Annotated in this window: 18 protein-coding genes; 12 read left to right on the forward strand and 6 right to left on the reverse strand. The window is 43.3% G+C overall.

Going from position 1 to position 14,527, the window contains the following annotated elements:
* The first annotated feature begins 43 nt into the window (after positions 1-43).
* The 6 genes from QWZ07_RS11540 to QWZ07_RS11565 all read left to right on the forward strand — a co-directional run bounded on the left by QWZ07_RS11540 (position 44) and on the right by QWZ07_RS11565 (position 3,443).
* Positions 44-856 (forward strand): hypothetical protein, encoded by an 813-nt coding sequence (locus QWZ07_RS11540; protein ID WP_192854213.1) that lies wholly within the window; start codon positions 44-46, stop codon positions 854-856.
* Between the two features lie 115 nt (positions 857-971).
* Positions 972-1,493 (forward strand): GNAT family N-acetyltransferase, encoded by a 522-nt coding sequence (locus QWZ07_RS11545; protein WP_192854214.1) that lies wholly within the window; start codon positions 972-974, stop codon positions 1,491-1,493.
* Between the two features lie 113 nt (positions 1,494-1,606).
* On the forward strand, positions 1,607-1,858 hold the full coding sequence (locus QWZ07_RS11550) for a TIGR03643 family protein (RefSeq protein WP_065103772.1): 252 nt from the start codon (positions 1,607-1,609) through the stop codon (positions 1,856-1,858).
* 66 nt (positions 1,859-1,924) lie between these two features.
* Positions 1,925-2,320, forward strand: a complete 396-nt coding sequence (locus QWZ07_RS11555; RefSeq protein WP_192854215.1) for a DUF3465 domain-containing protein — start codon at positions 1,925-1,927, stop codon at positions 2,318-2,320.
* A gap of 50 nt (positions 2,321-2,370) precedes the next feature.
* Positions 2,371-2,907 carry a GNAT family N-acetyltransferase gene (locus QWZ07_RS11560; RefSeq protein WP_192854216.1) on the forward strand — a complete coding sequence of 179 codons (537 nt, stop codon included), beginning with the start codon at positions 2,371-2,373 and terminating at the stop codon, positions 2,905-2,907.
* 2 nt (positions 2,908-2,909) lie between these two features.
* Positions 2,910-3,443, forward strand: coding sequence for a GNAT family N-acetyltransferase (locus QWZ07_RS11565; RefSeq protein WP_102307996.1), 534 nt, complete (start codon positions 2,910-2,912; stop codon positions 3,441-3,443).
* Positions 3,444-3,529: 86 nt separating this feature from the next.
* Here the strand turns inward: QWZ07_RS11565 and QWZ07_RS11570 are convergent, their stop codons facing one another.
* A complete protein-coding gene (locus QWZ07_RS11570) occupies positions 3,530-4,051 on the reverse strand; it encodes a type II secretion system protein (RefSeq protein ID WP_102307995.1) in 522 nt (173 codons plus the stop codon).
* Positions 4,052-4,316: 265 nt separating this feature from the next.
* Here QWZ07_RS11570 and QWZ07_RS11575 point away from each other — a divergent pair, with 265 nt between their 5' ends.
* Entirely contained in the window at positions 4,317-4,826 is a 510-nt protein-coding gene (locus QWZ07_RS11575; RefSeq protein ID WP_192854217.1) for an RDD family protein, read from the forward strand.
* Between the two features lie 30 nt (positions 4,827-4,856).
* A complete protein-coding gene (locus QWZ07_RS11580) occupies positions 4,857-5,249 on the forward strand; it encodes an NUDIX hydrolase (protein WP_192854218.1) in 393 nt (130 codons plus the stop codon).
* A 168-nt stretch (positions 5,250-5,417) separates the two neighbouring features.
* Here the strand turns inward: QWZ07_RS11580 and rplY are convergent, their stop codons facing one another.
* Complete coding sequence (gene rplY / locus QWZ07_RS11585; RefSeq protein ID WP_017079048.1) at positions 5,418-5,696, reverse strand: 50S ribosomal protein L25; 279 nt, start codon at positions 5,694-5,696, stop codon at positions 5,418-5,420.
* 369 nt (positions 5,697-6,065) lie between these two features.
* Between rplY and QWZ07_RS11590 the strand changes: the two genes are divergently transcribed.
* The 3 genes from QWZ07_RS11590 (at position 6,066) to QWZ07_RS11600 (ending at position 8,722) form a co-directional block, all read left to right on the forward strand.
* Positions 6,066-6,794: a glycosyltransferase family 2 protein gene (locus QWZ07_RS11590; protein WP_065103768.1), complete on the forward strand. Its 729-nt coding sequence runs from the start codon at positions 6,066-6,068 to the stop codon at positions 6,792-6,794.
* A 14-nt stretch (positions 6,795-6,808) separates the two neighbouring features.
* The gene (locus QWZ07_RS11595) at positions 6,809-8,116 is read left to right on the forward strand and encodes an LssY C-terminal domain-containing protein (protein WP_192854219.1); all 1,308 of its coding nucleotides are present in this window, start codon (positions 6,809-6,811) and stop codon (positions 8,114-8,116) included.
* Between the two features lie 225 nt (positions 8,117-8,341).
* On the forward strand, positions 8,342-8,722 hold the full coding sequence (locus QWZ07_RS11600) for a VOC family protein (protein WP_017111624.1): 381 nt from the start codon (positions 8,342-8,344) through the stop codon (positions 8,720-8,722).
* A gap of 206 nt (positions 8,723-8,928) precedes the next feature.
* Here the strand turns inward: QWZ07_RS11600 and QWZ07_RS11605 are convergent, their stop codons facing one another.
* From QWZ07_RS11605 to radD, 4 genes are all read right to left on the reverse strand, one after another.
* Complete coding sequence (locus QWZ07_RS11605; protein WP_065103766.1) at positions 8,929-10,278, reverse strand: ATP-binding protein; 1,350 nt, start codon at positions 10,276-10,278, stop codon at positions 8,929-8,931.
* 119 nt (positions 10,279-10,397) lie between these two features.
* Positions 10,398-11,057: a response regulator transcription factor gene (locus QWZ07_RS11610; protein ID WP_065112242.1), complete on the reverse strand. Its 660-nt coding sequence runs from the start codon at positions 11,055-11,057 to the stop codon at positions 10,398-10,400.
* A gap of 353 nt (positions 11,058-11,410) precedes the next feature.
* Positions 11,411-11,809 (reverse strand): PepSY domain-containing protein, encoded by a 399-nt coding sequence (locus QWZ07_RS11615; protein WP_017108242.1) that lies wholly within the window; start codon positions 11,807-11,809, stop codon positions 11,411-11,413.
* Positions 11,810-11,906: 97 nt separating this feature from the next.
* Complete coding sequence (gene radD, locus QWZ07_RS11620; protein WP_017111627.1) at positions 11,907-13,649, reverse strand: DNA repair helicase RadD; 1,743 nt, start codon at positions 13,647-13,649, stop codon at positions 11,907-11,909.
* Between the two features lie 97 nt (positions 13,650-13,746).
* Here radD and rsuA point away from each other — a divergent pair, with 97 nt between their 5' ends.
* Positions 13,747-14,442 (forward strand): 16S rRNA pseudouridine(516) synthase RsuA, encoded by a 696-nt coding sequence (gene rsuA, locus QWZ07_RS11625; RefSeq protein ID WP_029223631.1) that lies wholly within the window; start codon positions 13,747-13,749, stop codon positions 14,440-14,442.
* Positions 14,443-14,527 lie beyond the last annotated feature (85 nt).

Below are 14,527 nucleotides of genomic sequence, written 5' to 3' on the forward strand. Positions count from 1 at the left end.
TTATAGTGGTCTTTAGGACTTTGAACTTAGGGAGAGGGTGGCGGTGAACATGCGAGTAAATAAGAGTTTTTTAACGAGACTTATCCGGTTAGTTGGTTACGTTTTGATTATAGTGCCGAGTTTTAGCCGATTGAGCCATGCTCAAAGCATCGAGTTTCCTACTTGTGTACAGAGCGAGGTTTTGAATACAGAGATCCACCTTTATGTTGATGAATCGGTGTTAGCCGAATATTCCAAAGCATTTGTTGCCTCTAAAATAGCGACATGGGAAAGCTATTCGAATCTGGTGTTGAAAAACTCCTGCATTCCTATGACGAGAAAAGTAACCAAGGTGACCTACACCTCGGTAATCGATAGCCTATGGTTTCAAGATTTGAGCGCAGCAGAGAGGTTATTAAAATTATCGATGGAAGAACCGATTCCTGAAACAACAGAAGACGGTGTCCCCATTTTTACAGGGATAGTCTTTTCTAATTATCATTCTGCTTTCGAGTCTCGATATTGTGGTATCGCATCTCAGGTATCTCGTTTTTTCTTTTTGGCGATAAATTGCCCAGACTCGACAATGGAACATGAAATTGGTCACTTGAGTGGCGCTAACCACGACTATAAAAAGGTGTTAAAAGATCACGAGAGTATCGATCATTTTATCGCTGGCAGGTATCCGAAAGCTCCTGCATATTCATTCGGTGCTACTTGTTCAGAGAGAGGCACGGTAATGTCTTATGAGCGTGATATTATTCCTGTCTACTCTAGCCCTGAAATTAAAGTGAACGGACAGCAATGCGGAGATAACGCACATCACAATAATGCGAGAGTGCTTAGAGAGTTCGCACAAGCTTACCTAACCCCATGATTACCTCGTTGCTCGATTGGTAGTCATTCGATTTAGTTACTTCATTATTTATGGCTGTTATGGTTGAGACCAATCCTTCTGTAATCTAGACCAAGAGCTAAACCAAAGAAAGCAAATGCAAGTATCTATTAGACCCGCTATGCCAAGTGAACTAGAAGCCATTTATGCCTTGGTTATCTCGAACGATGAGTGGATGAAGTTTAACGGCCCTTATTTCCCATATTCGTCCCCATCCTTAGACGAGTTTGAAAGCCATTCGTTTCAACGCTTACTCGATGGGTTCGATTTACAGTTGGTGGTTGTAGATGATGTTCTTGTTGGCACTGTCAGTTGCTATTGGGAATGCGAAGAAACACGGTGGTTGGAAGCGGGTGTGGTTATTTATAACTCTGAGTATTGGGGTAAAGGCATTGCTGCATTGGCTCTTCCTCTTTGGGTATCTTACCTATTCGAAAGCAAGCAGATCGAACGAGTGGGCTTAACCACTTGGTCAGGTAACCCTCGCATGATGTCTCTGGCTTTGAAATTAGGTTTTCAACAAGAGGCGAGGCTCAGAAAAGTTCGTTATTACCAAGGCGAGTATTATGACTCGGTAAAATATGGGTTGTTGCGCTGCGAGTGGCAGGAGAGAAAATAGCTGAAAATACACACTTTTTTGGCGTGATTTGGTATTCAATTTAACGATAACACTTTGATCTAAAAAGTGAGAATTAGCGTACTTTTACCCAGTTTATAATGGATGAGTATGTAATGAAGCTAACTAAAGAGAACGAATCAAGAATTATAGAAATGGCGTGGGAAGATCGAACCCCGTTTGAGGCCATAGAGCTGCAATTTGGTTTGAATGAATCAGAAGTGATTCGCTTCATGCGCAGCCATCTGAAGCTTGGCAGTTTTAAATTGTGGCGTACACGTGTTTCTGGTCGTTCTACCAAGCACGCAAAAGTTCGCCGTTCAGATGTGTCGAGAGGGTATTGTCCTACTCAATACAAGCATCGTTAAATAGGACCTTATTTCACCAGTAATTCCAATGAATATATCAATATGGAAACGAAAGGAATAAAAGGAATGAAACAATTTTTTGCTCTAATTTTGGCAGTGCTTTGCTTTGGCGTTGGTTATGTTCAAGCTAATGATGTTCGTCTTAAACAAGCTTACGAGAGTCACCAAAGCGATGTACAAGTTCGTGGCTCTGGTACAGTCTCTCGAATACTTCCGGACGATAACAAAGGTTCTAGACATCAGAAATTCATCTTACGATTGGACAGTAAACAAACCGTGTTAGTCGCGCACAATATTGACCTAGCTCCTCGTATTCAAGGATTGGGAAAAGGTGACCGAGTTGAATTCTATGGCGAATATGAATGGAACAAGAAAGGTGGCGTAATTCACTGGACTCACAGAGACCCTAACAACTGTCATGCTCACGGTTGGTTAAAACACAATGGGAACGTATACGAGTAAACACCTCCGAGACTTTTCCCTTCAAGGCTATAAGATAAAAAGGAATTTTGATGTTTAAGCTGGAAACTGACAGGTTGATACTTCGAGATATGAGTCTCGAAGACGAGTGTGCCTTTGTTGCGATGTCTCAAGACGCTAAGTATCAGCGTTTCTATGATGAAAGTGATTGCGAACCTAACAAATATCGAGAGTTAACCCAGCTGTTTGTTGAGCAGGCTTCAGAAGCTCCTCGACAGTCCTATCAGCTAGCGGTTGAAAGCAAAGATTCAGGGAAGTTTATTGGAACCGTTTGTTTACGTCTTGAAGGCAACCTACAAGCTTCAATGGGCTGTGCTTTCTCGAGGGAAGCTCAGGGAGCAGGGCTAAGTTTAGAGGCAGCAACAGCCCTAGCTAGTTTCGGTTTCTCAGAGTTAGGGATACACCGAATTTACGCGGAAACCATCAGTAAGAACTTGGCTGCGATCAAATTGTGTAAGGTGCTCGGAATGAGGCAAGAAGCGTATTTCAATCAACACCGATTTTTTAAAGGGAAGTGGTGGGATACAGTTGTGCTGGCGGTTCTACGTTCTGAATGGAAAAAGGCATAGCAATGGAAAGTGAAAGGCTCAAATTAACCCCTCCATCATTAAAATACAGCGAAGAGATGTTTGAGGTGATTAATGAGTGTAAGGTTGAGTTTTCCCAATTCTTACCTTGGGTTTCTGACTCTCTAACTAAGGATCAGCTCGAACTTAACATTCAAGATGCTACCAATAATTTCGCCAACTTTATTGGAGAATTCTGGTTCAATATTATTGAAAAGAAAACGGGGGCATTTATCGGGGCTATTGGTTTTATGATCAGAGACGGTACTGTCCCTTACTTTGAAATTGGCTATTGGTTACAAACATCCCAAACTGGTTTTGGTTATGTGAGTGAAGCCATCCGAATTATCGAAGAGTATGCATTCATTCAAAAAGGTGCGAAACGAATCGAAATTAGAATGGCAGGCTCGAATTTGAAAAGTCGGGCCGTAGCTAAACGATGTGGATATCAACTTGAAGATCGCTTTGCGAATGCTCGGCGTTTGCCATCAGGAGATCTGGACAGCACGCTCGTTTACGCCAAAACAAGCCTGTCTTAAACGTGTGGTGTTGATTCTTAATGTGTGGCACTTTTCTTTAGATAAACCGTAAACTCCAAGCATGTTGAAAGAGCGACATTTAAGGCTTAGTTATCTGGCTCGTCGTCTACAGTGACGTCACCATTCATTGAGTTGTAGTCAATGGAAATTCCCGGTACGACTCGATAATGATAGATACACTGATCCGTCTGTACATATTCAGCAATGTAGTCGGTTTCTTCAGGTGAATTGAAACTTGAAACACTAGGTGGATCGAGGAGCAGTGCGGCCCATACCGAAATGCAGTCTTCAGCGTTATCTAATCTTGGAGATTCTTCAGGTAAGTGCCATTGCTGGGCTGGATATCCCCATTCATTGAAGTCAAGCTGGCCAGTCGCGGAGTCATCATAGATAGGGACATTCGTGGAAGCACCACCACCGTTTGAGGTTAAATTTTTTGAATAGGCAAGATCGACCCCTGTTTTAAAAGAAGCACCAGTGCCTTTAACAACTGCAATATGAGAATCGGTACTTACGTTGAGGAACCTTGGAGCGGCAGTGACGGCGAGTATTCCAAGGATCACAATAACGACAACAAGCTCAATAAGTGTAAAACCGTTCTTTTTCATTTAGCACCTCTTTTAAAGGCCGCTAGTATGCATTATAAGTTACTCTTATCAAAGGGAATATCCTTGTTTTAGTGGTAATTTAAATGCTCAATAATGAATGTTGTGATTAAGGTAACTTATATTTTATAAATCCCATGCGTGTAGCTTAAGTGCTGTGTATCTCACATTGATTTTAGTTTTATAAATCATTGCGAGTTTAATGTTAGAAATACTGATGTGTTGTAGATTCTCTGCTCTATTACCGATAATTGCTTAAGGAACAAAAATGTACGCCAATAAGTATTCAAATTTTTGGAGACGCTTCTTTGCTATCTTGGTTGATTCAATCGTATTTTTGCCGTTGGAATGGATAGACGATTACGTGCTTTCTGGCGTGATAAAGTCGGGTGGTGTGTTTGCTTGGGGAGTTGCGTATTCATTAATTGGGATCACTTACTATGTGGGGATGCATGCCAAGTACGGGCAAACGATCGGTAAGATGGTCACTCGAGTGAAAGTGGTCGATGTATCTGAAAGCAGAAACTTAACTCTCAAACAGTCTTGTATGAGAGATATTGTTCCAATCATATTTATTCCTTTTCAAGTTTACGCTTATGCACAACTGTCGTTCTATGGTCAAACGTGGGAAAGTTTAGAACAAGGTCGAACTTTTATTTTCGTTGGTTATGTAGCGATTGGCTGGGTTCTTTTAGAGTTCATCTCTATGCTTTTTAATCACAAACGCAGAGCGATTCATGATTTCATAGCGGGCTCTGTCGTCGTAAAGAAAGTTTGATTCTCCAAATTACGGTCTAAGGAAAATTCGATGGATGTAAATGAGAGTGTTTCTTTTATCTTGCTGAACGAATCACAAGTATTATTGGAAAAACGCAGTGAATCTAAAGAAACGGATCCCGGCTTGATTACCATACCTGGCGGTCATATTGAGCGTGGTGAGAATCAGGTACAGGCGTTGTTTCGTGAGCTCGATGAAGAGCTTAATGTTGTTCCCATTCATTACAAATACTTGTGCTCGCTTTACCATCCTACGAAAGAGCTTCAGTTGATTCATTACTTTGTTGTGACCCAATGGGAAGGGAAGATAATCGCACAAGAAGCTGACAGCATTGCTTGGTATTCACTTAATACGGCGCCTGTCGGTATCACTGCCGGTTGCGTTGCGTTGAAAGAAGTAGAGCGAGTGGGTAGTTATCTTTAGTTTGGATTCGATAACATGTTTACGACGTTTTTGAGGGCTCAAAAACGGTGAAACCCCGATGTTGGTAGCATCGGGGTTTCGAATTTCTAGATTTCTCGACTGGTAAGATCGATTATCTTTTCTATGCAGAAGGCTTGGATTAATCCAATCTTATTCCTTGGTAGGGAATTAGATACGGATGAAGTCCATGTGCTCAACTTTAGGCTTGAACGCGTGACGTTGAACGTCTTGCGGCTTAACCTTAACTTCTGCGCCGTCAATCAGTAGAGTGATTGCTTCGTAGAATTCAGGCTTATCCATTTGGTTGATCACTTCAGCGTGAACAAGTTCGATAGCTACAGCTGCTGCTTCGCCACCGTAGATTACAGCTGGGAATTTACCAGCGTGACGTAGGCGGCGGCTCGCACCTTTACCTAGTTCAGTACGTACTACTGCTTCAAATTTCATAGTTTTACTCTCAAATTAGTAAAAATTAACTTCACACCTCAATGCGACCTTGAGTATGTGGTAAAGCTTATGCATAAACGAGTTCATGCTTAAGCGAGCGCGGATACTAACATCACATTCAAATCTGAGCAAGTCAGAAGCCCATCTCAAAGTGAATTTCCTTCGATAAATGATTTGTTTGGAGATAAAACGTTCACTAACTCTTATTTACCCCATTTTATCTCCTTTTAGATTGCCAATCTTATCTATTTATAGTGCTGCTAAATCATCAAGTTAATGAACGGAAAATGAATGTTCGCCTAAGACTTGGTTAAGGCTTGGTTAGTTATTCTTAATGCTAATCAAACAGCAGAATGAATAGGTAAAGTTATGGAACCAGTAAGCATTGTCGTTATTACACTAAACGAAGAGAAACGAATTGGGCGCTTGATGGAAGAGTTGAGTGTGCAAACCCACCAAGAGTTCGAAGTAATTGTCGTCGACTCCAATAGTGAAGATAACACCAGAGAAGTCGCTCAGGCTTATGAAAGCGCCTTGCCAGAGCTGACCGTGCATCATATGGAAGAGCGTGGTGTGAGTTTAGGCCGAAACACTGGCGCTTCTTTGGCTAAGCATTCGAGAATCCTATTTTTAGATGCCGATGTTAGCTTGCCTCGTAACTTCTTAGCAAAAGCGCTCTACGAACTTGATGAAAGAAAGCTGGAAGTAGCTGGCGTGTACATGAGTTCTAAGGGGTTACCTTTGGTGCATAAATTAGGTTACGGGCTGTTCAACGCAGGTTTGCTTACGACCCAATACTTTTTCCCTACAGCGGTTGGTGCTTGTATTTTCTCGACCAAACGAGTGCATCAAGAAATAGGTGGCTTTGATGAAGCTATCGTCCTTTGTGAAGATTGTGATTACGTGAAAAGAGCCAGCAAGACTTGGCGTTTTCGCTTTCTTAACATGACTTTTGGGTTTGACCCTAGAAGGCTTGATCAAGATGGGATCATGAAAACGGGTATGACGTATTTGAAAGCCAATGTACGACGTTTTTTCTCTGGTGAGATGCGTAATAATGAAATGAAATACAAGTTCGGACATTATAACGAGCAATAAGCGCTGGGGTTGAAATGTTTGAAGGAATAGGACTTTTCTTAGGGGCATTAGGTGATACGTTGATTGGCCCCAACTTGTTTGTGCCCGGTGAGCCCTTTTTTATCGCAGCAGGCTACCAAGCGTATTCAGGTACTTGGTCTGCGCTGGTGTTTGTGATGCTTGGTGGCCTATTGGGTGATCAGTTGAGTTATTTGATTGGCTACCGATACGGCGCGAAAGCACAGCGTAAACTGATCAAGTTCCGCCCTAAAACCAAAAGGTTGATTGCGCGTTGTCGATACTTAATTGCTCGTAAGGGCACCTATCTCATATTATTCGCTCGTCTGTTAGGGCCTATTGCATGGGTTGTGCCATTCATTGCCGGTTCGCATCGTGTACCGTGGCGTAGTTTTAGTGTATTAGCTTTGTTTGGACTCATTCTTGGCGGCGGACAATTTATCGCTTGGGGCATGTTATTGGCGCATGGCGTCGAGAGCTTCCCTTTGCTTAATAGCGTTAAGATATTCCTCGTTGAACACCAAAGCTTAATACTTGGCGTATTTGCCGTTTTAGTTATTACGATCATTGGCTATAGAATGAAATGGCGATACCTGATGCTGAAATCGAGTGCCTTGTTGTTAGCATCAGTGTTGTATGCAAATTACGCCCACTTCTTCTGGAAAGCGGATGATTTTTTAACTCAGCAAACATCAGAAGAGGTTGCTTCTATTGATCTTGAGCAAGTGACATATAAGGCATTCCCCGGCTTGTCTCCGATCTATGACGCGCAAGCGATTAATGTTGTTTACGTTGGGGAGTCACCGCGTGAATTGATGAATCAGCTCGGTTGGATAGAGAATCAAACCTTCTCTCGTAATGAGATTGAATGGACAGGTTATCTCGCATTGTTGAAAGAGAAAACGCCCCCAGTGTCGGATTTATATTGGCGAAACAAGCCACAAGATATGGCTTTTCAACTGCCGGGAAATCTAATGAAAAGAAGCCATATTCGTTGGTGGAATGCAGGGCTTGATCATAATAGCAATCGACCTAAGTGGTTGGGCGCAATCAGCTACGATGATGGTCTTAAAGTGACCCCGTACTCTGGTATTGTCACCATTCTCCATCGGGTTGATCCTAATGTGGATGCAGAGCGCGATAGGTTGGCAGAACAAATAAAATCGCTTTATCCGAGTCTAGGTATCGCGAATGTGCCGCTTGCTAAGGCTGAGGTGATGAGTGATAAGAATGACTACTATACTGATGGCAACATACTCATGATTGGGGCGAGTTCCTATGGTTTTGACGAACAGAAACTGGAAGTCGCAGCCAATGACATATAGATACCCGGATTAACACATAACGCTCTATTTCCGTATCCTCGGATTATCCCATTGATTCTTAGAATGTTCCCATTGAGCCTTGTTTAAACCCTTCTTGAAATAATGCTCAGTGGGAAACTTCACCACTGTTCAGCTCCAAATCAAAGTCCTTATTCCGCAATAATCTCTCTGCCTTTGTCTATGCTAATAAGGTGCTATTAAGAAGCACAAGCTAAGGACAAAGTTATGCAAATGAATCCGATTGGTTGGTTTGAAATTTACGTCGACGATATGATGCGAGCGAAAGCTTTTTATGAGGCTGTGTTTAATGTCACTCTCGATAAGCTAGATGTTGAAGCGGGAATGGATGTTGAAATGTGGGTGTTTCCTTGTGATATGGACAGCTACGGCGCTACAGGTGCGCTGTGTTATATGTCTCATGTCAAAGCTGGCGGCAACAGCACGATGGTCTATTTCTCTTGTGAGGATTGTGCGACAGAAGCAAGTCGAGCCGCAGAAAATGGTGGAGCTTTACAAGTGCCGAAAATGGCAATTGGCCAGCATGGTTTTATCAGTATTGTGAGTGATAGTGAAGGTAACATGATAGGGCTTCACTCTATGCAATAATTGGCGGTTGTCTGTGATTAGCTATGATCGGATTGAATAAGGTCTGACTGACCATAGACGCGCTGGTTATGTTAAAGATGTAGCTGTTCAATACAATGGTGTATTGGTAGAAAAAAGCAGGAGTTTGCAAAATTGTGCAAACTCCTGCTTTTATGTGTGGTTTAGTTTTTATGTGCCGCTTAGCTTTTATGTTCCGATTAAGAGCTTTATACGACTTTAGACACCTTCAGAACAAGAGAGGCTTTCAAGCCGCCCATTGAGCTTTTGCCCAAAGTTAAGCTGCCACGATAGCTGTGTGCCATCTCATTCACGATGTTAAGCCCTAAGCCTGTACCTGGAGTGGTTTCATCAAGACGTACGCCTCGCTTGGTTACCTGTTCGAGCTTCTCTTCTGGGATGCCTTTACCGTCATCTTCAATAATCAACTCGACATTACCGTCGGCAAGTTCATTGGCGTGTACGCGAATAATGCTGCCTGCCCACTTGTAGCTGTTTTCGAGCAGGTTTCCGACCATCTCATCAAGGTCGGTTTTTTCTACCGCGACCTCAAGTTCAGAGTCCAACTCGTTGATCATGGTGACGTCGTTAGCCGCGTAAACTTTATCAAATGCCATCGCGATAGCTTCAACACGCTCACAAGGTGATGACTTTACTGAAAGGATGTTCATCGCCCCTGCCATGCGTGCGCGGCCAAGGTGGTAATCGATTTGGCTTTGAATCTGATGAATCGGTTGCTGTAACAGTTTTTTCTCGTTGTCTGGCAGCATTTCGATTTCGTTTTTCAGAACCGATAACGGTGTTTTTAACGCATGAGATAAGTTGCCCGCGTGGTTACGAGCTCGTTCCAACAATTCTTGGTAATGGAAGAGTAGGGCATTGAGGTCAGAAACTAGTGGAGAAACCTCTTTCGGGTAGTTGTCGCTTAACCCTTGTTGTTCGCCTTTTCTTAGCATCACCAGTTCGCGCTGCATTTTACTCAGTGGCAGTAGCGACCAACTGACTTGAATACCAATCAACATCAGTACGCCCACAAACAACAGCATCAGAATTAACCATACTTGGCCAGTCAGTTCCGTAAGGGTCGACTCTAATGGATCTTCATCAATACCTATGGTGATCGTGATAGGGTCGGTGAGCTCAGGCAGGTAGATATCTTGCTCAATATAAATCAGCCTCTCTTTCTCTGGCCCTTTGATGGATGTGTGAATCGGCGAACGTTTTATGGTGAGGTCTTTGTCCCACAGAGAGCGAGAACGAATGATCTGTTCTTGAGTCGCCGCGCGCCAATAAAGACCACTGTAAGGTTGGTTGAACCTAGGGTCAGACAAGCGCTCTGCCATGATTAGGTTGCCGTTTGAGTTAGTTTCAATATTGGCGGTTAGCTCGTCCATGGTGAGGCTGAGCTGTTGCTTCATATCGTCGACGAGATAATCATTAACCAGTTTTGGTATACCGATACCCGCCGCTAATATCATGGCACCTAACCAAAAAGCCGCAGCGAGGAGCAAGCGGCTTTTTAGACTGATGTTTTTAAGCGTTCTTTTTTTTAGATTCATACATTTCTAGCCTGCCTTTGCTCGTCGCGATTTATCAGCATTACGATGATCAGAACAGGCTATCCACTTAATTGATGATTGCACTTATTATTGGTGATGGCGCTAAATTGACGACAACACTATTCAGCATTGAGTTGGTAGCCAAGGCCACGAACGGTTTTGATGATCTTTGGTGCGATTTTTTTACGGATACGCCCGATGAAAACTTCTACCGTATTCGAGTCACGGTCGAAGTCTTGCTTATAGATGTGCTCAACTAACTCTGTACGCGAGATAACCTTGTTTTGGTTATGCATGAAGTACGCGACAACTTTATATTCTAGCGCAGTGAGGCTAACCGCTTGGCCTTGCCACAGCACTTTAGAACTGCGTGTATCTAGGCTTAAATCACCAATCTGAAGAATAGGAGCGGCACTGCCAGATGCACGACGTAGTTGAGCACGAATACGAGCAATCAACTCAACCATTTCGAACGGCTTTGTTAGGTAGTCATCTGCGCCTGCGTTTAAGCCTTCAACACGTTGAGTTAGAGTGTCACGCGCACTTAAGATAACGACTGGCGTATTGATGTTTTCATCTCGAATGCCTTTTAACACAGTTAAGCCATCCAGCTTCGGTAAGCCTAGGTCAAGAACGATGGCATCCCACTCTTCTGATGTCGCACGGTAGAGTGCGTCGATACCGTCTTGGGAAAGCTCTGGAACCCAGTCGGCTCCCTCAAGAGTTTCTAGAATTTGTTGGCCCAAGCGAGGTTCGTCTTCAACGACTAAAATTTTCATAATTGTTCTTCTTAATTCTTGTAATGACTGTTCGTTGTGCTTAATTGCTCGTCGTGATTAGGGCGTGTTGACCTTTCGAGGTTAAATTTTGTTCGAGCTAAAAGCGTTTTAATCGCGGCGAGGGGGAAGTAGCCTAGTCATTCTAAGCAAATCCCCCTCAACAAAGAGTAAAACGCTTTTAGCCGAACCCTTCGGGCAGCGTTTGCTGGTCATTTCTACTACGTTATCGGCTTCTCATGTAGGCTAGCTACACATCGAAGCCTCTGCCTTGTATAAATACCCAGCAACTCGCTGCAAAAATCAGCTCGAAAGATCAACACGCCCTAGTAGTATCTTTAAAGTTGCGCTCTTAATTATTCGCCGTGTTTAATTGCGTCTTTAAAGTTTCGGCCTTTAATCATGAGCATCTCTAACGTCTCGGCGTTGTATTCGACTTTGATGATGTTGTTTTGGTAATTAATTTTTAGCTCATAAACCCAAATATCATCGTCTTCTTCTAGTTCTACTTTAATGATTCGACCATGAAGATCGTTCTCAACGGCCGCATACATTTCTGAGAAAGGGCGAATATAGCCTTCGCGCACGGCTTCGTAGACTTCGTCTTGATCTTCTTCAAATTCGATACGAGTTCCTGCTTTATGAACGTCTTGCACTAAGTCATGACCATTATGATGTGAGTCGGCCCATGCACCAGCAGAAACAAATAAGCCTAAGCTTATAGAAAACAAAGAAATCATAGCTTTACTAAACATAGCGAATCCTAGAGAAGGTTGATAGCGTTCAGTATAAAAAAGTAATTCTGAACAGAAAGTGAACCTGATTAATAATGAGAATTTGATACCTAAAAACTTAACGTTGCTGTAGTTCGTCTTCGAATATCTTGTCTCTCATTTTCCAAAAACGTCCCACTTTACGCGCAATCACGAATTGAGGTGGGCGGAATCGGTGTTGGTGAGCAACCACTTTACTTGGTGAAGCTTCTTCAAATGGTCGGTGTCTATCGGCAAGGTGAGGGCGAACAAACTGATCCTTGAAGTTTTGTTTTTGTTTCTTGGTGGTTAATGACCAGAACTCATGTACTTGTGCTTGGTTTTCGCCTCGGTAGGTAACCTTAAGTTGTGATTTTCCTTTGTCGTCCTTGAGAACATTAAGGTCCATCTCTAAACATTCAAATACCAACGCATCTTTCAGGTTTAACGCTTCTTTCAGCTTTTTGTCTGGGTCAACTAAGGTGGCATCACACTCATGACAAATACGTGCGGCAATGTCGTTGTCAGCGCCGCATTCACCGCAATACTTAGCGCGAAAACGATAGTTACAGTGCTCGCGTTCGCCCGTGTCTTCATCAGTAAAGTAGCCTTGGCATTTGCGGCCAAAGTGTTCAAGTAAGAATCCGTTGCTGTCTAGCTTGCCCCAAAAGTTATTATTGAAGCCGCAAGCCGGGCAGGGAATGGTGATGATTTCGCTGTCGGAATCGGGTTTTGGGTCGCCCACTTCAGGTTGGTAAAGGTCATAACTGTTGCCTGCGTAGTCGAGCACCAAACACTCTTTTTTACCTGGAGACAAGCGCAGGCCACGGCCAACGATTTGTTGGTACAAACTGATGGACTCTGTCGGGCGTAAAATCGCGATTAAATCGACATGAGGGGCATCAAAGCCTGTAGTTAATACTGATACGTTGACCAAGAATTTGATTTTACGCTCTTTGAAATCACTGATGATTTGGTCGCGTTCGAGTGTTGGTGTATCTCCAATAACGATGGATGACTCACCTTCCGGCAATAAACCAAGGATCTCTTGTGCGTGTCGAACCGTCGCCGCGAATACCATGATGCCGAGTTTGTCTTTGGCCAGTTCAATGATCTGGTCGACAATTTGCGGCGTGGCGCGTTTTGATTGCTCGATCACCATATCGAGTTCGGCTTCTTTATAGCGACCAGTACTTGCTGGCTTCAGTTGGGAAAAGTCATAGCTCAATACAGGCGCGTCGATCATGCGTGCTGGTGTGAGAAAGCCTTCGTCCAACAAGTAGCGAATCGGCAGTTCGAAAATACAGTCTCTGAAAAAACGAGGCTCTTCAGAGCGCACTTGGCCACGTGTGTGATATTGGTAAAGCCAACCCATACCAAGACGATAAGGCGTCGCGGTCAATCCAAGCACCTTTATACCCGAATTATTTTCACGTAAGTGAGTGATCACTTTTTGGTAGCTGCTGGTCTTTTCATCTGGCACGCGGTGGCATTCGTCGATAACCAATAATGAAAACTGATTGGAGAATGAGTCGAGGTTTCTAACTACCGATTGAACCGAAGCAAACACCACTTGTTGGTCGGTCTCTTTTCGCCCTAAACCGGCGGAGAAAATCGAACCTTTTAGCCCATAACCTTCATACTTTTCATGGTTTTGCTCAACGAGCTCTTTTACGTGTGCAAGCACTAGAACACGACCTTTAGCAAGCCTTGCTAGCTCTGCAATCACCAGGCTTTTCCCTGCGCCTGTCGGCAATACAAGAACAGCCGGTGTTTGGTGTTTTCTGAAGTAATGAATCACTGATTTTACTGAGTCAGCTTGGTACGGGCGGAGTGTATACATATCGTGTCTTGTAAGATGAAAAACAAATAGTGTGAAATAGCTCAACTAATTGAGCAAAGGTGACTATAATACCCGACTTAGATTAGTTGAGGTATTCATGCGTTTAGATAAATTTCTGTGCGATGCGTTAGGCGTCACTCGAAGAGAAGCAACACACTTATTAAAATCAAAAGCAGTGACAGTAAATGATGTCATTCAAAAAAGCGGCTCACTCAAGGTAACTGAAGAGTGCGTTGTTGAATGGCAAGGCAATGAACTGAATGTTCACGGCCCACGTTACATCATGCTTTACAAGCCAGAAGGCTTTGTTTGTTCGCATGAAGATGGCTCAAATCGCACTGCGTTTGAATTGCTTGATGAAATCAAAATGGACAAGCTGCACTTTGCAGGTCGTCTAGATGTTGATACCACGGGTCTTGTCTTAATGACTGATGACGGTAAGTGGTCTCATCGTATTACGTCGCCAAAGCACAAGTGCGAAAAAATGTACCGTGTATGGCTTGTTGAGCCTGTTGAAGCGGATTATGTTGAAAAATTCAAAGAGGGCATCCAGCTTAAGAGCGAAGATGGCCTAACACTTCCTGCACACCTTGAAGTACGTGCAGAGCGAGAAGTATTGCTAACGATTCACGAAGGCAAGTACCACCAAGTAAAACGCATGTTTGCAGCACTTGGTAACAAGGTAGAAGCACTGCACCGTGAACGTATTGGTGAAATCGAGATGGACGAATCTTTAGAGTTGGGTGAATACCGTTACCTAACACAAGAAGAAGTCGACTCTATCTGGAAGTAATCTTTTCTACCGTAGATGTGGCCGACCAAGGATAGCGTCGGCTGATTATTTTGACTGGTACTAGGACAGTTTCAGCCATTATTAC

The sequence above is a fragment of the Vibrio lentus genome, assembly GCF_030409755.1.
Classification (GTDB): domain Bacteria; phylum Pseudomonadota; class Gammaproteobacteria; order Enterobacterales; family Vibrionaceae; genus Vibrio; species Vibrio lentus.